Source organism: Vibrio sp. 99-8-1 (assembly GCF_013114595.1).
Classification (GTDB): Bacteria; Pseudomonadota; Gammaproteobacteria; order Enterobacterales; family Vibrionaceae; genus Vibrio.
The window spans coordinates 1-20,376 of the sequence record NZ_VTXE01000007.1 but is presented as its reverse complement, the minus strand read 5'-3'; the positions used below and the strand labels follow the sequence as shown (position 1 = coordinate 20,376).

At 43.6% G+C, this 20,376-nt stretch carries 21 protein-coding genes; all 21 read right to left on the bottom strand.

The window, feature by feature from the left end; translation table 11 throughout:
• Window positions 1-2 precede the first annotated feature (2 nt).
• The gene (gene fliP, locus F0227_RS04995) at window positions 3-875 is read right to left on the bottom strand and encodes a flagellar type III secretion system pore protein FliP (RefSeq protein WP_171752084.1); all 873 of its coding nucleotides are present in this window, start codon (window positions 873-875) and stop codon (window positions 3-5) included.
• A complete protein-coding gene (gene fliO / locus F0227_RS04990) occupies window positions 862-1,254 on the bottom strand; it encodes a flagellar biosynthetic protein FliO (RefSeq protein WP_171752083.1) in 393 nt (130 codons plus the stop codon). The genes fliP and fliO overlap by 14 nt, the downstream gene beginning before the upstream one ends.
• A gap of 4 nt (window positions 1,255-1,258) precedes the next feature.
• On the bottom strand, window positions 1,259-1,666 hold the full coding sequence (gene fliN / locus F0227_RS04985) for a flagellar motor switch protein FliN (RefSeq protein WP_171752082.1): 408 nt from the start codon (window positions 1,664-1,666) through the stop codon (window positions 1,259-1,261).
• A gap of 21 nt (window positions 1,667-1,687) precedes the next feature.
• Window positions 1,688-2,734, bottom strand: coding sequence for a flagellar motor switch protein FliM (fliM, locus tag F0227_RS04980; protein ID WP_171752081.1), 1,047 nt, complete (start codon window positions 2,732-2,734; stop codon window positions 1,688-1,690).
• Window positions 2,735-2,741: 7 nt separating this feature from the next.
• Complete coding sequence (gene fliL / locus F0227_RS04975) at window positions 2,742-3,242, bottom strand: flagellar basal body-associated protein FliL (protein ID WP_171752080.1); 501 nt, start codon at window positions 3,240-3,242, stop codon at window positions 2,742-2,744.
• A 74-nt stretch (window positions 3,243-3,316) separates the two neighbouring features.
• The gene (locus F0227_RS04970) at window positions 3,317-5,275 is read right to left on the bottom strand and encodes a flagellar hook-length control protein FliK (protein WP_171752079.1); all 1,959 of its coding nucleotides are present in this window, start codon (window positions 5,273-5,275) and stop codon (window positions 3,317-3,319) included.
• Between the two features lie 118 nt (window positions 5,276-5,393).
• The gene (gene fliJ / locus F0227_RS04965; protein WP_171752078.1) at window positions 5,394-5,837 is read right to left on the bottom strand and encodes a flagellar export protein FliJ; all 444 of its coding nucleotides are present in this window, start codon (window positions 5,835-5,837) and stop codon (window positions 5,394-5,396) included.
• Window positions 5,838-5,846: 9 nt separating this feature from the next.
• Window positions 5,847-7,178 carry a flagellar protein export ATPase FliI gene (fliI, locus tag F0227_RS04960; protein WP_171752077.1) on the bottom strand — a complete coding sequence of 444 codons (1,332 nt, stop codon included), beginning with the start codon at window positions 7,176-7,178 and terminating at the stop codon, window positions 5,847-5,849.
• Window positions 7,178-7,978, bottom strand: coding sequence for a flagellar assembly protein FliH (gene fliH, locus F0227_RS04955; RefSeq protein WP_171752076.1), 801 nt, complete (start codon window positions 7,976-7,978; stop codon window positions 7,178-7,180). The genes fliI and fliH overlap by 1 nt, the downstream gene beginning before the upstream one ends.
• Before the next feature lie 25 nt (window positions 7,979-8,003).
• Entirely contained in the window at window positions 8,004-9,059 is a 1,056-nt protein-coding gene (gene fliG, locus F0227_RS04950) for a flagellar motor switch protein FliG (protein ID WP_171752075.1), read from the bottom strand.
• Complete coding sequence (gene fliF, locus F0227_RS04945) at window positions 9,052-10,800, bottom strand: flagellar basal-body MS-ring/collar protein FliF (protein WP_171752074.1); 1,749 nt, start codon at window positions 10,798-10,800, stop codon at window positions 9,052-9,054. The genes fliG and fliF overlap by 8 nt, the downstream gene beginning before the upstream one ends.
• A 16-nt stretch (window positions 10,801-10,816) precedes the next feature.
• Window positions 10,817-11,128 (bottom strand): flagellar hook-basal body complex protein FliE, encoded by a 312-nt coding sequence (gene fliE, locus F0227_RS04940; RefSeq protein ID WP_171752073.1) that lies wholly within the window; start codon window positions 11,126-11,128, stop codon window positions 10,817-10,819.
• A gap of 110 nt (window positions 11,129-11,238) precedes the next feature.
• A complete protein-coding gene (locus F0227_RS04935) occupies window positions 11,239-12,654 on the bottom strand; it encodes a sigma-54 dependent transcriptional regulator (RefSeq protein ID WP_171752072.1) in 1,416 nt (471 codons plus the stop codon).
• Entirely contained in the window at window positions 12,654-13,694 is a 1,041-nt protein-coding gene (locus F0227_RS04930) for an ATP-binding protein (RefSeq protein WP_171752071.1), read from the bottom strand. Before F0227_RS04930 ends, F0227_RS04935 begins: the two co-directional genes overlap by 1 nt.
• Before the next feature lie 126 nt (window positions 13,695-13,820).
• Window positions 13,821-15,287, bottom strand: coding sequence for a sigma-54 dependent transcriptional regulator (locus F0227_RS04925; protein ID WP_171752070.1), 1,467 nt, complete (start codon window positions 15,285-15,287; stop codon window positions 13,821-13,823).
• Window positions 15,288-15,591: 304 nt separating this feature from the next.
• Window positions 15,592-16,002 (bottom strand): flagellar export chaperone FliS, encoded by a 411-nt coding sequence (fliS, locus tag F0227_RS04920; protein ID WP_171752069.1) that lies wholly within the window; start codon window positions 16,000-16,002, stop codon window positions 15,592-15,594.
• Between the two features lie 13 nt (window positions 16,003-16,015).
• On the bottom strand, window positions 16,016-16,339 hold the full coding sequence (locus F0227_RS04915; RefSeq protein WP_253822038.1) for a flagellar protein FliT: 324 nt from the start codon (window positions 16,337-16,339) through the stop codon (window positions 16,016-16,018).
• Window positions 16,326-18,290 carry a flagellar filament capping protein FliD gene (gene fliD, locus F0227_RS04910; protein ID WP_171752068.1) on the bottom strand — a complete coding sequence of 655 codons (1,965 nt, stop codon included), beginning with the start codon at window positions 18,288-18,290 and terminating at the stop codon, window positions 16,326-16,328. Before fliD ends, F0227_RS04915 begins: the two co-directional genes overlap by 14 nt.
• A gap of 21 nt (window positions 18,291-18,311) precedes the next feature.
• Entirely contained in the window at window positions 18,312-18,731 is a 420-nt protein-coding gene (gene flaG, locus F0227_RS04905) for a flagellar protein FlaG (RefSeq protein WP_171752067.1), read from the bottom strand.
• Window positions 18,732-18,808: 77 nt separating this feature from the next.
• On the bottom strand, window positions 18,809-19,945 hold the full coding sequence (locus F0227_RS04900) for a flagellin (protein ID WP_171752066.1): 1,137 nt from the start codon (window positions 19,943-19,945) through the stop codon (window positions 18,809-18,811).
• Window positions 19,946-20,244: 299 nt separating this feature from the next.
• The coding region (locus tag F0227_RS04895; RefSeq protein WP_253822041.1) for a flagellin at window positions 20,245-20,376 on the bottom strand (132 nt) is incomplete at its 5' end.

The following is a 20,376-nucleotide window of genomic DNA, read 5'->3' as shown; positions in this document are numbered from 1 at the left end:
CGCTACAACGCAAAACTGCCAGCCAAGGTGGACAAAATTAAGTTCCAACCATCTACAAGCACGAACAGCATAAGTTTAAATGGCAATGATACGATCATAGGCGATAGCATCATCATACCCATTGCCATCAATATCGACGCCACAACCAGATCGATAATCAAGAAAGGCAAAAACAGCATAAAGCCGATTTGGAATGCCGTTTTTAGCTCAGAAGTAATGAAAGCCGGAATAAGCACACTCATAGAAACATCTTCAGGGTTTTGCGCCAGAGAACCCGATATATTCACAAAGGTCTCTAAATCTTTTACCCGAGTCTGTTTCAGCATAAAAGATTTCATCGGATCTTGCGCCAAATCAAATGCTTGTCGGGCACTGATTTGTTCATTGAGGTAAGGTTGAACGGCAGTTTGGTTCACTCTATCTATCACCGGAGACATAATGAAAAAGGTGAGAAAAATAGCAATACCAACAATCACCTGATTTGATGGCGTCTGTTGCAAACCCATTGCTTGTCGCAGTATCGACATCACCACCACAATACGGGTAAACGACGTCATTAAAATAACCATGGCAGGCAAAAAGCCCAGCATGGTCATCAAAGCCAAAATCTGTAAGTTTACCGAGTAATCTTCGCTACCATCAGGATTGGTCTTCATGGTCAAAGCAGGAATGCCTGCACCGCCAGATGAACTTCCTAATCCAATAGACCTTGCAGCCCCCTGCTCTTTCTCCATTGCTGTCACCGTTATCTGCTCAGCACCTACGGCAGTGGCGGGTATAGGCGTCTCAAGTTCTTCCTGAGCAACAGAAATTGGAGTAAACAGCATAAATACAAACGCTGCCATAAAGGCAGCGAAGGCGTTATTCTTTAGCATTTTTCTTCAATATTTGACTAAATTGAGTGGCAAACTGATTAGATGATGTTAACTGATCTTGCTCTAATGGTTTATCCAACCGTGAAATAAGGTTAATGGATTGGGGTGTGATCCCGACCAAAAACTGTTCCTCTCCTGCCTGAACAACCACAATTCGCTCTTTGGTCCCGACGGCAACTTGACGAATGACTGAAAGACCTTTCTGGTTTCCCATCGCGGGTAATCGCATACGCTTTAGTAACCATGCCATAGCAAAAATGAGCGCAATAACAAACAGTAACGAACCCAACGTTGTTAACAAATCCAGCTCTGGAGCACCCGCAGCAAGTGCAGGAAATGAAAGAAAAAGTAAGCTGAATACGTTGACATTAATCTTCATACGGTTATCGAAGCTTCTTAATACGCTCAGTTTGGCTAATCACATCCGTTAAACGGATACCAAACTTATCGTTGACCACAACAACTTCACCATGAGCAATCAGCGTACCATTTACCATTACGTCTAATGACTCACCAGCGACTCTATCCAACTCAACAACCGAGCCTTGGTTCAATTGCAGTAAGTTTCGAATACTAATTTGCGAACGTCCCACTTCCATCGAGATAGTGACTGGAATATCCATTATGGTATCCAGCTTACGACGCTCATCTTCTGTTATTGGTGATGCTTCATCCGAAAGCTCTTCTAAAGGAGCAACTTCGATATCATCACCCATCAACGCAGCCGCTGGATCTTCGCTTAACGCCGCAGCCCATTCATCAGCTAATTTTTGGTCTTCACTCGGTTCCATCTTCACTTACCTACTTTTATCTTATTCACTTTCTTCTTCTTCGTTACCAATTTCCGACATTATATCGGTACCAAGAAAAGCAATATCTGTTTTGACCACATCAGGTCGCTTAATTTTTTCTGATATTTGAACGGCAATTTTATCACTAGCTTGACCCATTTTTACTCGATAGGTCGGCAGCTCTTCGACAAACATCGTTGCATGCTCTGGCATTTCGATTGGCACAACATCGCCAACTTGTAACTCCATTAGGTCACGTAGCGAAATATCACGCTCTAACAAGTTCACTCGAAAGTTAACAGGAACATCCATGATTTCATCACGTAAAGCCGAACTCCAGCGAATATCCGTTTCCATTTTGTCAGACTGAACACCGGCATCTAACAACTCTCGGATGGGTTCTACCATAGAGTATGGCATTACCATGTGGAAATCGCCGCCGCCGCCATCAACTTCAATATGAAATGAACTCACTACGATAACTTCTGTTGGGCTCACAATGTTTGCCATACTTGGGTTTACTTCTGAGTCGAGATACTCAAATTCAACCCCCATCACCGGAGACCAAGCTTCTTTGTAATCTTCAAATACAATTTTAAGCAATAATTGAATAATTCGCCGTTCCGTTGGAGTGAACTCACGCCCTTCTATTCGCGCATGAAAACGACCATCACCACCAAAGAAGTTCTCTACCAAGATAAACACTAATCGTGCCTCCATGGTAATCAAGGCAGTACCCTTTAATGGACGGAAGCGAACCATATTTAAACTGGTTGGTACATACAATGTGTTTTGGTATTCGCCAAATTTCATCATCTGCACGCCGTTGATAGACACTTCGGCAGTTTTACGTAATAGATTGAACAAACTTACCCGCATATGGCGAGCAAATCGCTCATTAATAAGCTCAAGGGTCGGCATCCGACCACGGACAATTCGGTCCTGCGAAGAGAAATCAAAGTTAACCGCACCTTCAACTTCCGTATCTAGTTCGTCTTCAGCTTCATCAACATCATCAACACCATGAAGTAGCGCATCAATTTCGTCTTGGGATAAGAGATCTGTCACGATAAACCTATTGGATCACAAAGTCAGTAAATAGTACTTTTTCAACCACCGGCTGTCCCACCAGTTGCTTCAAAGTCGCTCGTATGTTTTCTGATGCTTGATCGCGCAATTGCGTTCTACCCGTTGGTGTTCTCAACTGTTCTACCGTAGCCGAACCAAAGGTATTTAAAATGGTACTCTCAATCAGTGGCGAATGGTGTCTAGCCAGATCTTCATTTTTGATCCCTCTCACCATTAACTGAACTTTAATTTGTACCAGTCTATCTCTTTGTTTTCCTGGTGCGCTAAACAGAAATGGTTGAGCAATATTAACGTAAGAAGCCGGATCAGGCAGGGCTGCTTGATTCGCCGCCATCTCTGCTTCTACTGATGCAGAGTCGTCAGAACCTAATAAGAAAAACGCTGCGGCTCCACCAACGGCTAATAGCACCACGGCGGCTATAATAATAATCAGTTTCTTTTTACTTTTTGGTGCGCCTTCATCACCTGCGGGTTGTTCGTCTGCCATAATATTCTCTGACTTATTTAATCGGTAATTTCAGTGATTTATACACTGAATTATTAGTATGGGATACCAAAATATTAAGCGTAATAACTAATTCCATCATCTTTTGCCGCAATATTCAGGTCAAGATTGATGCTTTCATCAAGGTTTGACCCTTCATCAGTCAAATTACCCCTGCCATCTTCGCTACCACCACTGCCATTTCCTGCCGCATATTGCTGTTGCTGACCCGCACTTTGCTGGTGCACAGATGAGTCAGATAACTGCACTCCTTGTTGAGCGAGCATCTCTCTTAATCGAGGCATAGCTTGTTCCACTAAATCTCTGGCTTGCGGGTTCGAGACAGTAAACTGAACAGAAGCGATGTCGTTGTTCATGGTCATTCGTATTTGCATTCTACCCAGCTCAGGTGGATCAAGACGAATATCGACGTTCTTAAGATTCTTCGACATCATCATCTGTACTTGTTCAGAAAGCTTCTCACCCGCCGCTTCTCGACTCAATTGCAAAGGTGACTGAGCGACAGCCTGCTGCATGTCTGTTTTTAACTGTGCTTGTTGTGCCCCTTGCTGCGATGCTAAGCCCGAAAGTTGCTGAGACAAGGCAGACTCTTTGGCGTCGGACTTATCGCCCGTTGCCATTTTGGCTCCGGCCAATAGGCCACCACCGGCAAGTGCCGCTTTCAAAGCTTGGCCTTGAGCATTATTCGCCGAGTTTAACTGCATAGGATTAAACGGGGTTGCTGCTTGCATGACAGATGCATCGGCATTCATCACCGGAGCGGCAGCAGCACTAGCAAGTTTCTCTGCACCTGCTAGCTGCGCTTGCTGAGACAGTGGCTGTTGTGCAGCCGCCGATTGCAATAATTGGTTACTGGCCATCGCCGTTGACGCGGAACTGGTGGCCACCTTGCCACCATCAATTGGCGCTTTACTCTGCTCTACTACCGTATTTGACCAATTTATAGGTGCTTGCACCTCATCTTCTAACGATAAAGCGGACAACTCACCTACTGCAGTACCATCACTGACTAAAGCGTCCATACTAGCCGCCGAACCACTCTCTGGTGATAAAGAGCCAACGCTCTGTTCTACTTCTGAAGCGAGAGTACCATTGGTGGCTTGTTGTGATACCACCGCGGCGCCAGTTAATCCAGCCGCTCCCCACGCAATGGTTTGATCTTTACTGTTCTCCCCTTTCAATTGGTCAAGATCAATAGGCACTTTCTCACTATTTGAAACGGTTGAACTTTGTGTCGGCAGAAGCGGTTCAGCATTGTCTTGATGAATGTTAGCTTGACCGATCGATTCAGGATTATTCGCTTGTTGGCCGAGAGTTGCTGAGTTGGCATCGGTTACATCAGTTGCTTTAATGTTCAGCTCTGCGCTACCAGAGGCTGACATTGTCTTATTCAGTTGCGAAGCAGGAGCATCTATTGAACTCTTATCTGTTGCTCCCTCGCCATTTATATATTTTTGTAGGACATCGGCCTCTATATCGGCCGATTCTGCATTGATACTCGCAGATGGAGGCAATGGCTTGCCGGAAGTGGGATTGAGCACCTGTTTCGATTCATCAAGTCTTCCCAGCAACTCGTTACCTTCACTCATTGCTTTAGCAGCTTTATCTGGTTCGGTAATTGTTTTATCCAGCACCGACTTATCAGTCGCGACTTTGCTACTCGCATCACCATTGGCCACAGCTTCATCATCACTTAGCGTTGTAGCGTCTACAGATGCTTCATCAATTTGTTGTTTTTTCGATAGTTTTTCGGATCCTTCGCCCTCTTCAACCTCGTCACCCGCATCAATGAGTTCATCGACACTTTCTGTACCTGATTCACTGCTGACAGAGGAGAGTTTATCTGTTTTAACCTCTTCGCCGCCTTTTTCATCCGATTGAAAAAGCGCGCCAAGAGTCGATAAAAAACTGCCGGATTCTTCAGAGTCTGGCAAGGTTTTACTCTCCCCAGCACCAACTTGGAGTAAGGTATTTGATTTACCCATATCACTGATCGACAAAGAACTTTGATTCATAAAAACAGTCTCTTACGCTAAATCATTCGGCAGAATACCAATTCAATATTCTCTGAAAAGTTATCTGTTGCAGGCCATAAGCCAACTCATCTATGAGTAATGCAATATTCAGACCAAATTAAAAGCCTGAACGACGTCGGGCGTATTGAAGAGTGGAGAACTCATCCATCTGTTGCTGCTCTAGCTGGTTCTCACGTTTAAGCCGCTCTGACTGTTTTTTCTCTATCATCCACTCGTAGCTACTGCGCTGTTTACGAGTTTCAATCCAGTGTTCCTGACAGTTTTCCACTTGTGACTTAAAGTGATGCTCAGCTTCTTTCTGTTTGGTGAGCGTTTCATCAAGCTGAGTTAAAAAGCGATTTAGGTGGCCATATTCACTGGCGGATAAGCCACCTTTTCCTCGGTCAACTAATTGCTGACAATAGTCCAGACGGTACTGCTCAATCTGAGCAACCTGCTTGTAATAATCTTCTAACTCCGAGTTGGCTTTACCTAAGGCAAGTATGGCTTGGTTCTCTTTCTCTTTTGCCTGCTCTAGCAGAAAATCCAATGCATTTTCCATCTACTGCCCTTAGCCGTTGCTGGCCGGTTGCAAAATATGACGCAGCATATTGACGCACATATCATAAGGCACAGACTCTTTCATCCCTTGCTGCAAATACTGATCCAACGTCGGTTTTAAGGTAAATGCACCGTCTATCGCAGGGTCAGTACCGGGTTTATAAGCGCCAATGGAGACCAAATCCTGATTTTTACGACAGATAGAAAGAACCTGACGAACCGCTTTTGACATAAGCACATGTTCTTCTGACGTTATCTGAGGCATAACACGACTGACGGATTTCTCTACGTCAATTGCAGGATAATGTCCGGCATCTGCCATTTCACGAGAGAGGACAATATGGCCATCCAAAATCGCTCGTGACGCATCCGCAATAGGGTCTTGCAGATCATCACCTTCTGTTAATACGGTAAAGAAGGCGGTAATCGAACCTTGCTCAGGGCTACCATTACCTGCTCGCTCAACCAAGGCGGGCAGCTTAGCAAACACGGATGGCGGGTAACCTTTTGTCGCCGGAGGTTCGCCCACAGAGAGAGCAATTTCACGTTGCGCTTGAGCAAAACGTGTCAGTGAATCCATTAGCAGTAATACATCCAGGCCTTGATCACGAAAATACTCGGCGATGGTCAACGCCGTTTGACAGCCTTTTAGTCGCATTAAAGGAGATGAATCGGCAGGCGCTGCCACCACGACAGAGCGACGTCTGCCATCTTCACCCAGAATCTCTTCAATAAACTCTTTTACTTCACGGCCACGTTCACCAATTAACCCAACAACCACAACTTGAGCCGTTGTTCCTCTGGTCATCATACCGAGAGTGACAGATTTACCTACACCGGAACCTGCAAATAGACCTATCCGCTGACCTTTACCGACGGTAAGCAAGCCGTTAATCGCTTTCAAGCCGACATCCAGAGGTTCAGATATGGGTTTTCTCATTAGGGGATTGATCGGTTCTGAATTAAAAGAGGCTCTATGGTCAGTATATATTTCACCTAAGCCATCAATAGGATTGCCTACACCATCGATCACTCTTCCCAATAGCTCCATGCCAACGGACAGCCCGGTTTCTGAAGTAAGGGGGGTTACTTTTGCTCCGGGTAACACACCTGTGATCTGTTCGCTGGGCATTAAATAGAGATTATCACCCGAAAAGCCAACCACTTCCGCTTCCATTTCACCAGATAAGGTTTCAACTTTACACAAGCTGCCAATAGGCGCCTTGCATCCTGTCGCCTCTAACGTTAAACCGACTACTCGTACCAACTTACCCGACGCAATAGCGCGAGTAGTGATGCCTTGGGTTTTGTATTGAGAGAGTCTATCTGCTAATGCCAGCATTACTCACTTCCCTGATGTCTGTTTACACCACAAAATGATTGCAGCACTGTACGTACACGCTCTTCCATTTTGTAGCTGACACTTGATTCTCCAGCTTCAATTTGAACATCACCTCGATTAAGAGATGGCTCAGAAACCAGAGTCCAATTACGGCAATCGAGCTCTTTTTCTCCATAAGATGTTTGGATGATATCGCAGTCTTCTGGGTGTAACTTTAAGGTAATTGCATGGCCAGATATAGGAAGGGCTTCTACCGACTCTCGAACGGTATCAAGAATCAATTGTGGATTGGTTTGAACTTCAACATGCACAACTTCTTTGGTCAGCGTGAGCACCATATCCACTAGCTGTTTTTCGACCTGAGCATTCATCAGTTCCAAAGGTTGAGCAAACTGATTTGCCAAGTTCATAAACAGATCGACTTGCTGCTGAATATGGCTTTCACCTGCGGTGATGCCTTCTTGCTTACCTGCCTCATAGCCTTCACTATGACCCGCTTCTAACCCTTGTTCTTTTCCTTTCTCATAGCCTGAGTTAAATCCGGCTTCCTGTCCCTGTTGGAAACCCTCCTGCTTCGCCATCTCTTTTATCTGTTCGATATCCGCTTCAGTTAGCTCGACAGGGGCTTCTACTTCATTTGTTTCAAAATTAGGAATCCAACTCGGATCATAATTAAGAGCGGTCTCCTTGGCCGACTTATGTACGTCAGACGTGTAATCGGGTAAACCCCATTTTTCTGGTTTTACATCACTTCCATCTTCATCTGGTCGCAAAAAACCGCGTTTTCGTTCATGAGACATATCACACCTTTTTTATGTCTGATAATTACAAGAACTCGTCTGCGCCACCAGAGAGCATAATTTCGCCGCTGTCTGCCAGTTTTCTGGCAATACCAAGAATTTCTTTCTGTGCAGACTCTACATCTGCCACACGAACAGGCGGCATCGCTTCGATATCGTCTCGCATCATCTCTGCAGCACGCTTGGACATGTTCTTGAAAATCTTCTCACGCAATCCTTCATCGGCACCTTTAAGCGCTTTTTGCAGTACATCTTGTGGTACATCTCGAAGCAGTTTCTGCACACCTTGGTCATCAACTTCAATAAGATTCTCAAATACAAACATAAGATCTTGAATTTGAGTCGCCATATCTTCGTCTTGATCTCGAATTTGATCCATCAAGATGCCTTCGACATTGTTATCCATGTAGTTCATGATTTCGGCTGCCGCTTTCAGGCCACCAATTTTCGCTGCTTGAGCACCAGCTTGACCAGCAAACTGTTTCTCCATAATCTCATTCAACTCAGCCAGTGCTGATGGTTGAACTTCTTCAAGGTTTGCGATACGCATGGTAAGGTCGAGACGATCCCTTTCAGGGAACTGCGACAGTATCTCCGCAGACTGATCTGGGTCTAAATAGGATAAAACAATGGTCTGAATTTGCGGGTGCTCGTTAATAATAATGGCAGCAACCTGACGAGGTTCCATCCACTTAAGAGAATCCAACCCTTTTGAGCCCGTTCCTAGCAGTATTTGATCCACCAAGTTACCAGCTTTATCTTCACCTAACGCGGCAACCAGAGCATTTCTCATGAAGTCTTCGCTGCCCATACCTATGTTGGTGTATTTCTGAATGTCTTCCAGAAAAGCTCGGTGTACAGCCGTGACTTTTTCATTATTAAGATCAGAAGCACGAGCCATAGCACCACCAACACGCTGTACCTGCTTTGGTTCTAAATGGCGGATAATGCCAGCGGCATCTTCTTCACTTAAACTGAGCAGCAGAATCGCAGCTCGTTCATCACCGGCAATGGATTCAATATCCACTTCACTCTCTGCAAGTGGGCCACCGTCATCACGTTTTACTATTTCATCAGGCATTATTTGCTAACCAGTTTTGTACTACCTGAGCCGCTAGCTCAGGTTCATTTGCCACCAGTGCTCGTACAGCTTTAAGCACATCTTCATCTTTATGCAGATTTGGTAAGTCGATTCCTGAACCAAATTCGAAAGAGTCACCGTTTTCAATATCGCTGCCAATCAGGCTGGTTTCATCACCCGTAATTGGCATACCATCAGCACCGTATGTAATTTCATCTTCATCATCGGCATGTGGATTAAGCAGTTTCTTCATGGCAGGTCGTATCAACACGATAATAACGATGATAATAACCAAGGCACTGGCTGCCCAGCGCACCCAATCATTGAAATTAGGGTGTTCCCATATAGAGGCTTCTGCCACTTGCTCAAATTCTGGTTCCGCAAATTTAACACTTAGAACATTAAGCAGATCACCACGTTGTTGGTTAAAACCAACGGTACCAATAAGTACCTGCCTAATGGCTTCTATTTCACTACTAGATAGTGGTTCATAGCTGACATCACCCGTCTCCGCATTGGTTACCGCACGATTTTTTATCGCAACAGAAACCGTTTGGCGGTCAATAACACCGGTTTGACGACGTTCATGGCTGATAGTGGTATCAAGTTCAAAATTTCGTGTCGCTTCTTTATGTACAGATCCTTGACCAAGCAAGGAGCCATCTTTCATTTGAGCCACGTCTTGCGGAATAGAAGCATCAGCGGGAGGCTGGTTACTTAATGCGCCAGGAACACCTGCGACAACATTGCCGTTATTATAATCTTCTAAGGTGTATTCGCTTCGAGTGGCAGGAGTTTGAGGATCAAACTGTTTACGTGTCTGCTCAACGGCACTGAAATCAAGCTGAATATCAACTTGCGCGGTATAGTTGCCAATGCCAAGGATAGGAGTCAAAACAGAGTCTATTTTATCTCTTAATGACTGCTCTTGTTTACGCTCCAAATCTTGTTCTTTGCGGCGAGCGGTCGCGATTGGATCTTGCGAGCCAGAACTGAGCAATCGTCCATGTTGATCCGTCACAGTCACACGCGTAGGTTTCATTCCTGGAACCGCACTCGATACCATATCAACGATCGAATCGACTTCTTCCTGCTTTAAGGTACTGCCCATTTTTAAGGTAACAAAAACCGTAGCCGAAGCGTCTTGGTTTTGGCGAACAAACACACTCTGTTTAGGTAAAGCGAGCAGTACTGACGCTTTGCGCACTAATCGCATCTGTTCAATAGCTTGTGCTAACTGTCGCTCTCGGCTCAGTTTTAATCGTTCGGTTTCAAGTCGTTGGGAAACGCCAAAACCCATATCATTCAGCAGGATCTCATCACCAGCATCAACAGATTGATTTAGACCTGCTCGGGTCAAATTCAGTTTTAACTGGTTATATTCCGTCGCTGGCACATGAATAACATTGCCATCTAAAGTGTAATCCTGTTTTTGCTGATCAAGGTAATCTAGGATAGGAATGAGCTCTTCGGTTTCATAAGAGCCTAAAGGTCGCATCTCTGGTTCTTTAACCCAGAAGAACAGCATCACAATCAGCGCCACACAAATTGAGATAGAGAGTACCAGCACAACTTGGCGCAGTAGGTCTAAATCCCCGATGGCTAAATCGACTTTAGACGAACTTTTTTCGTCTAAATCGGGATTCTGTATATCATCATCAAGGTCACTTGTCGCAGCAAGTGCACCACTGCCAGCAGAATCGGCAACTGCTAAGTCTGTTGATTGTTTTTCTTCAGCCACTATTAATCACCCAACCCTAAACCGGCATGTTCATCATTTCTTTATAAGCCTCTACCAGCTTATTTCTTACTTGTATTGTGGCTTCAAAAGCAACACTCGATTTGTTCTTCGCTATCATCACATCAGACAATGAGACGTTTTCATCACCTCTGTCGAAGCGCATTTGCAAGTCGCTAGAGCTCTTTTGCAAGCCATTAACATTGTTAATAGCGGTATTGAGTAATTGCCCAAAATCGGCGGATACTTTTTGACTTGTCGCAGGTGTTGTGGTGTTTGATGCTTCTAGCATCATGGCCTGCATTTCACCCTGTATTCCACCAATATTCATCTCATTCTCTCCAAGCCAATATTTTGACTTTTATTTTTGACCTTATATTGACGAAGCAATTTATATGCCAGCACATATCACTTTACGTTTTGTCGTTATCGGACGCCTTGTTAACAAGGAATATCAATACCCGCATCACGCATTTTTGCTAACTTATAGCGTAAGGTTCTTGGGCTAATACCGAGCTTTTCAGCAATCTCTTTGCGGCGTCCATGGCACTCGACTAACGTTTCCAAAATAATCGCAAACTCTTGATCTCTCAAATCGTTACCTAGTCCTTCACCACTTGAAAGGGATTTAGCAATCGCTGGTTCGTGATTCACTTCTGCTATCGGCTTAATAGTTGGTGCTACATCATTGGTTTCTAATGCCGTTTGCAAGCTATTAGCATCTTGCCAGTCGACACCTTCTAACAAGATATGCTCAGACTCAATGTTTGTCTGTTCACTCAGTATCAAGGCGCGCTGAACCACATTATCAAGCTCACGAACATTTCCCGGCCATGAGTAGCTCAATAACTTATTTAATGCGTCATTCGACAAGGAAGGGACTGGCAAGCCAAGTTTTTGACAGTGTCTGTCAGCCAAATGTTTGGCTAATGGTTCAATATCACCTTTACGCTCGCACAATGGCGGCCATGCAATTGGAAATACATTTAAACGATAATATAAATCTTCTCTGAAATTACCTTCTGCAACATACTGCTTTAAATCTCGGTTACTGGTAGCCAATACCCGAACATCTAACTGAATGCTTTTTCTGCTACCAAGACGCTCAACTTCTCGCTCTTGCAATACTCGTAGCAGTTTTGCTTGCAGATTCAAATCCATTTCGCTGATCTCATCCAGCAAAATCGTGCCCCCCTGAGCTTGCTCAAATTTACCGGGACACGCTTGAATCGCGCCTGTAAAGGCACCTTTCTCATAACCAAAGAGCGTTGCTTCTAGCATATTATCTGGAATCGCTGCACAGTTTATCGCAACAAACGGGCCATCCTTACGATTCGACATGTTATGAATGTAACGAGACATCACTTCTTTGCCTGATCCGCTCGGCCCTAACACCATGACATTAGCGTCTGTTTTAGCCACTTTGTCGGCCAATGCCAGCAACTTTAAACTTTTCTCATCGGCAACAATCGCATCACCATTGTCATCGTTTTTAACTGGCGCGTATCGTGACACCATGTTTAACAACACTTCAGGAGCAAACGGCTTGGCCATATAATCTATGGCTCCCTCTTTCATTGCCGCGACCGCATCTTCGATATTGGCGTACGCCGTCATTAACAATACCGGCAATTTAGGCCAGTGAAGTTTGATATTGCGTAGTAGGGCTAATCCCCCCATACCCGCCATCTGCACATCAGAGACAACAATATCGACATCGTTAGATTTAAGCTTGATCAAGGCGTCTTCAGCACAATCTGCTTCAATCCACTCATACCCTGCAAGTGCTAACGTGTCGACTAGGGCTTCTCTTAAGCCTTCATCATCTTCCACAATCAATACTTTACTTTGAGCCATTATTTTTCTCCGGATTGTTCATTAGTCAGTGGAAGGCACATGGTGAAACAAGCACCGTCCCCTTCTTCTGATAAGAGTTCTAAACGACCTTTGTGTGCTCGACATACCATTTGCACAACAGCTAAACCAAGGCCTGTGCCTTGAGATCGAGTGGTAAAAAAGGGTTCCATAATTTTACTTTGGAGTTCTTTTGGAACACCTGGACCGCTATCTTGTACAGAGATTTTTAGCTCCCCTGATACCGGTCTAAAAAAGATATCTATTTGCGAATGTTTGCCTGAGATTTGAATGGCATTAATGACCAAATTACTAATCGCTGAGGCGATAGCATTTGCGTTGCCGAGCATAACCATCTGATCTTGCTCTACTTCTATGTGATAGTCGATATGATTATTTTTTATCGCCGTTTCTACCATGGGCTGGTATTCGCTAACCAGATCAGCCACTGAAAATGAATTAACCACTTTATTGTCGCCGCCTTTAGCAAACAGCAACATATCATTTACCTGCTTCTCTAGATCATGAAGGCGATCCATCAGTTTACTTTGAAATCTTTCACGAGTGGAAGTAGCAAGGTTGGCTGCCGCGAGGTTAGAAGCGTAAAGCATAGCGCTAGAGAGAGGCGTACGAACTTGATGAGCAAGTGACGCAACCATACGTCCTAAAGAGGATAAACGTTGTAGATCTCCCACTCTAGATTGCAGTAAACGTGTTTCGGTTAGGTCAGTAATTAGAATTAACTGCCCCGTTGATGATGCCGAAATGGCCAAGCGCACTTTTCTACCATTTCTTAGCGAGATCTCATGGCCATCATCTTCTTGAGGAGCAAAAGCGCTCTGAATGATCGCGAACCACTTTTCACCGACTAATGGAACATCCAGCAGACGCTGAGCTTCTGGGTTTGCTTCTTTCACCTCGCCCTGAGTATCCAGTAGAATCACGCCTGCAGGCATCACATCAAGCACTTGTTTATAACGAATCACTTGTTCTTCAAGTGTTCCTAAGTGTGTCTGATTTTCTTGTGTAGAGGCGGATGACATGTCGAGTTCTCGGCTTAATAAGACAATAGCTTGACATGCAATATACAGGCCAAGCTAATTATCATTACATTTCAATGAGTTATACATAAAAAACTGTCATTAAATTGACGTTCTCTATAAAACTCATTACCGATGAAGCTTGTATTTTTTCATTTTCTCTACAAGCGTAGTACGACGCATGCCCAACATATCTGCCGCTCGAGCAACAACACAATCTTGAGCATCAAGTGCTTGATTAATCATGCTTACTTCTAAATCGGCCAGATATTCTTTCAAAGATAGCCCTTCACTCGGCAATGCGAGACTGTCGAGCTGACCATTCATCAGGCTGTTGTCATCTTCTAGCCTGAAATTCTCAGAAAAAATACCGTTCAGTGCATCTCTCTCTTGCTCTTCAATCGTAGAAGTCTCACTGCACACTTCCATTTGAAATTCTGGGATATCACTATAACGATATTTCGTTGGTAAATGGTTTACATCAATAAGTTTATTGGGATGAAGAATCACCATTCTCTCAACTAAATTAGCCAACTCTCTTACATTGCCGGGCCAAGAGTGTTCCATCAACGAGTTAATAGATCGAGATGTAAAGCGTACGGTTTGACTCCCTTCAGCCTCCATTCTAGACATTAACTCTTTAAGCAACAGAGGAATATCATCGCACCGCTCTTTTAATGCTGGCATTTCAATAGGGAAAACATTTAACCGGTAAAATAGATCTTCTCGAAAGCCACCATCAGATATCATGGTGTCTAGATTTCTATGGGTGGCAGCAATGATTCGTACATCAACTTTAATGGTACTATTGCCCCCGACTCGCTCAAAGCAGCGCTCTTGCAGTACCCTTAGTAACTTGACTTGCATCGGCATTGGCATATCACCGATCTCATCTAAGAAAATAGTCCCGCCTTCAGCCATTTCAAAGCGCCCTTTACGAGAAGTAATCGCTCCGGTAAATGCTCCCTTTTCATGACCGAAAAGTTCACTTTCTAATAAGTCTGCAGGTATTGCTCCACAGTTAATGGGAACAAAAGGGCCATTACGCCGTGAAGAATGATAATGAACATTCCTCGCAACCACTTCTTTTCCGGTTCCTGACTCGCCAAGAATCAATACATTCGCTTCCGTTACAGCCACCTGCTCGATTAGGTGCCGAACTTCTTTTATACCGTTACTTTGGCCGACTAAACTGCGAAATAGAGTCGCCTTGCGTCCTGTTTTATAATCACTGCCCTGCTTGCCTAAAAAGGTAGCACAGTGATTAAGGGCGTCGGTTAATTGCGGATAGTTAAGTGGAAACTCCAACTCTCCGATATATTGCGGAAATTCATTCAACTGATAAGAAGGTGAGCCTAGGGCTAATAGTGGAATATGAATAATTTTCTGCAATTTTACAGACAGTTGACTCGACAGTTCATCACAGCCTAGTGAGCCTAAAATACATCCTGACCAATTTTTAGACCAATCAATTACGTCTATTTCATTTGAATCGTAGTATTCTGCCTGTTCTCCAAGAAAATCCAGAATCGTAGATAACTGAAGCCTTAATGCACTGCTATCTTCAATGACGAGTAACTTTGCTAAATCTTGCATATTAATAAAATAGTTGCCTTTATCTTTAATTATCTTGTGGCTGGTCGTTCTTAATTATTGTTTTATTAGCAGAATAATATCAGAAATTGCACAACATCTTTGTGATATCACTAAACTATATAACCACTACTAACGATAGACAATTAGCGTAGAACAGCAAACTAAAAAGTCCACTAGAGTGTGGACTTTGATGTGTGTTCAACTTTTTAAAAAAGTGGTCATCCTTGCACAAGGTTACCATTTTATTAAATAAAAAAAATAAGGCAACCAAGGGAATGTAAGGATTGTCTTATTAAAATGGCGGTTATTGCCCTAATTCAGCGGATGTTAGATTGTGATATTCCGTTGGAATTTGATCCCAAGCAGATTTTATTTCACGAATAATATCGATAACATCATCGATAGGTTCAGGTCTATTCTCAGCATTTGCTATAGAAATCTGACTGATCATAAATTCATATAATTGATCAAGATTCTGCGCCACATCACCACCATCATTCATCGATAGACAGCCACGAAGACTAATAACAATATCAAGCGCCTTACCCAGACGTTCGCCTTTAACAGCAATATTGCCTTGCTCCATTGCTGCTTTGCCTTGCACCAAACGTTCAATCGCACCGGCCATTAGCATCTGGATCACTTTATGCGGAGATGCCGCACTTAATTGACTATCTACAGATACCTTTTTGTATGCTTGTAATGAACCACGCATGGTATTCCTCTTTTTATAAAAACTGCTGGTAACGTTGCACCGACTTATTACCGTGTCGATATTTCTTCAATTCCGCACCAATTTGATTGGTTGTAGACTGCATAATAGTAACAATCTTTTTTGTTCTTTCTATGGCTTCCTGCCAATCTGATGTTTTATCAAAATCTGGAAGTGATTTCACATCCTCAATTATGCTTTGCAATAATTGTTCCCTATTATCGACCAACAACAGTATTTCTTCACTGTTTAACTCGTCTTCGGCGAAAAGAGAGAACAAAGTCTGATCTAACTCACGTAATACGAGTAAACCTTCCGTCACCTCTTTATCCAAGCGCATTCATCATACCAGAAAGCTGCCCTTGCATCTTCGTCGTTGCATCTTGCATTGCCATAAATTTATTCTTGGTCCGTTCTTCTAAGCTATCCATGCGCCGGTTAAGTGCAGATTGATCATCACTTAAGCGATAATTTTGTTCAGAAAGCGATTTCTCTCTGGTTCGTATTGTACCAGTAACCCCAGTCATAGACTGAATGGCATCTTCCACTTTTTTAGCAAAGCCTTGGTTGCCGCCAAAAAAGTCTTCTAATTTGGTAAAGTTTTTATTTAGCTGCTTATCCAGCATATCGTAATTTATTTCTAACGTCCCTTGCCTCGTACCTGTAATACCAAACTCTGTTAACGTTTTTAGGTCTTCAGGGGCTGTCTCTATATTAGCAGAGAACACCGATTTCAATCGCGACTGAGCACCTCTCACTACGCTATCACCAGCTAACGGACCAGCGACTCCTGTTTGAGGATCAACAGCGGATAGCTCCTTACTGACTTGATAAAACTGATTATATGAGGAAACAAACTGTTCGATATCATCTCGTACACTTTGCCGGTCATACTCAACGCCGATTTCAGTTTTCTGCTTACTTGGATCAGTTACACCTTTGACGGTTAAATCAATACCATCTATGGCATCTTCAATCACATTGTTTTCACTACTTAGCTGAGCGATACCATCTAGCATGACTATCGCATCTTGTGCTTCTTGTACTTCTGTCATGCCATCATAAGAGGCCATTGATTCTTCAGCGCTCTTTAATGCTTGTTGCGTATCATCAATTTTCAGTTGCCGCTCGCGCTCTTCTGGAGTCATTCGTTGTAGCTTGAGTTGATACGCTTGCTCTTCTGTTAGCTGTCCAGTTGCAACAGCTTCCGCAATAGCCGCATCTTCTTCGGCCATACGTGCTTTCTCTTCTGCTGTCGCTTCTTTAGGCGTAACATAAGAGTCCGTTAAGGTCCCTGACGCGGAGTTATTCCATCCAGGCACTTGAGACATTTTGTCTAAGGCAACATCGTCTAATTCAGGGATTGGGGCTTGATAGGAATCCAGCAAGGTTCCGGAGGCAGTTTCAGACCAACCGGGAATAGTATCTTCTGGCTGTGTAGACAGAGGTGGAACAGGAAGAGATGGATCTAGGTCGGCATCTATTAGATTACCATCCGCATCTACTGGCATACCATCCGCATTTAATTTCTGTTCTGATGCTTTACTTGGATCGGTTTCCTGACCATCAATTAAGGTATTTTCATCTTGATTGGCAATATCTTGCCCTGGCAGCGGTGCAGCTAATGCCTCTGCGGCTGCATTTCTTGCCTCCTCAAGCGCTTTAACTCTCTCTTCTAACGTTTTATATTCAAGTTTTTTTAGGGTATTTCCTTCATCCGCATCAACACTGATTTTAATGTTGTTATCAATACCCGATTTATCTGAAGCGACAATAAGTCGCTGTCCATTTGTGTCATTTATGATTGAGGCTCTGACGCCAGGATTTCCACTCGCGCCATTTATTCCTCTTACAACATCAACTAAGTTAGATTTGTCCTTAACCTCGACGGAAAAGACCCTATCGCCTAAATTAACTTGCAGCTTACCCGGGCCAAATTCTAGGTCATCAGCAAAAGCCTCTGACGCTACTTTATGACTCTGAGCAAGCTGCAACACATCGATAGCATACCTACCAGCGATAGCTTCTGTCGTTGCTGTGGCAGACACCGCATTTTCATCAGAAGACTCAACCGTTCTCACTGCGAACGCTTTCTCTTGACGAAAGTTTGCCATCAGGTTTTTCATCGTATCTAGTGACTCTCTGAGTCGCCCATAGGCACTGATACTAGTATCAATTTTGGCACGATCCTGGTCGATTCGTTGCTGTTTAGGCACACGCTCCGATTCCACGATTTTACTGACCATGGAGTTAATATCCATGCCAGATGCACCCAATGGGTTTACACTCATTCAAACTCACCTTTATGACAGTTACACCGTCTCCTCAATAAATAGCCCTGAGGAGGCAGACGCTAAACGCCTTAGTATAATTAGCATCTCTTCATCTGGGATTTGCCTTATTATGTCACCAGTACTGGCTTCATAAATTGTGACCACTTCTCTCCCTGATTCTTGATCAACTTTGAACGAAAGTCCTTTATTAATAGAGTTAACGAATTCATCCATCTTCTCCACCATTTTCTCTAGCTGCTCTTTATTCAAATCAATTCGTTTCTGAACTAATTGTTCCACAGCTTTGGCTTTTTGAGCCGTTTCAGAGTCGGCTTTTCGTTCAACAGGTTTATCAGTAGATACCGAATTATTTGTTGCGTCGCCACTACCTAAAGCAAGTTTTGTGCCACCAGAAGAGCCGTAAGGCTGGACGTTCGATGTGTATGCTGAAATATCCATACTGATCTCCCTTCCACCTTCTGGGTAAGCGAATTAATCACTTTGATAGCAAGCACAGGCTACAAACCCGAACCTACTTAACCCAATAAGCTTAGAGCTGCCGATGGTGTCTGCTTCGCTTGTGCCAACACAGAGGTACTCGCATTTTGTAAAATTTGAGATTTAGTCATCTGCGTGGTTTCTTTAGCAAAGTCAGTATCCATAATCCGACTTCTCGATGAGTTAACGTTTTCGTTGATATTATCTAAGTTACTGATCGCGTGATTGAATCGGTTTTGGAACGCACCCAATTGAGCACGATTACTATCAACATTTTGCAGTGCGCCATCAATAATAGATACCGCTTGTTGAGAGCCTGCAACCGTTGTTACATCAATATCATTAACGGTTTTTTCTACTCCTCCACCAAGGTTCAGCTCACCAGCAAGACCACCACTAAAGGTGACTTCGCCGTTTTCAACACTCTGATTTGAGGCAAAAACTTGTAGTTTACCCTCTTCACCTACCGACGCTTTAACATCACTATTTTGACCATTAATATAGGTAGCCAATTCTTCCAAATCGTTACCTACTTTGGCTTCAACATTGATCTCTTTCGCTTCACCCTGTTTATCAGTATAGGCAATAACCAGATCATTTGCGCCAGATTGAACCGTCCAATCTGCAGCCTTTCCTTCTTGCGCTACGTAGCTTTTACCACCCATAGCAACATCATCAGAGCGCATATTTCCCATGCCAAGCATTACAGCTTCACCTGAGTCCGCACCGATTTGGAATGACTGACTACCAAAACTACCATTTAGCAGTTTATTACCACCAAATGAGGTTGTTTCGGCAATTCGGTTGAGTTCGTTATTAAGTGCTGATACCTCTTCTTGAATCGCAACACGTTCAGAACGACTGTTAGAGCCGTTAGACGATTGCAAAGAAAGGTCACGCATACGTTGCAAAATGTTGGTGGTTTCTGTCATTGCACCTTCTGCGGTTTGTGCAATAGAAATACCATCGTTTGCGTTTCGGACTGCCATGGTTAAACCACGGCTCTGAGCGGTAAGTCGGTTAGATATTTGTAGACCCGCAGCGTCATCTTGAGCACTGTTGATCTTATAGCCTGAAGACAGGCGCTCCATCGACTTGTTTAGCCCCTCGTTAGCACCATTTAAGTGGCGCTGAGCGGTCATTGCAGACACATTCGTGTTCACACTTATTGCCATAATTGATCTCCTTAGGCATTTAGGGGTGATATGCCTTTTGCGTCTCTCACCTCGCTTGGGCACATCGATTTCATTTCTCTCACTCCTCTTAACGGCGGTTGAAATGAATCCTTTAGAGAAAAATCAGATTTTTTTTGTTTTTTTATTGTTAGTAAAGTGTTTTGTGACTGTGATCCCAAGTTAGCTGGCATTTTTGCCGTTACCCAGCTTAAGATCCCTTAGATAAAATAAAACCCCAACATCTCTGTCAGGGTTTATCATTCTCTTCGCGACTCTATCTAGCGAATAACCAAATTCAGTTAGCCTAGTAAGCTTAGTGCTGTATTTGGTGCTTGTTTTGCTTGAGCAAGTACAGAAGTAGATGCTTGTTGCAAAATTTGTGACTTAGTCATAGACGTTGTTTCTTTCGCAAAGTCAGTATCTTTGATTCG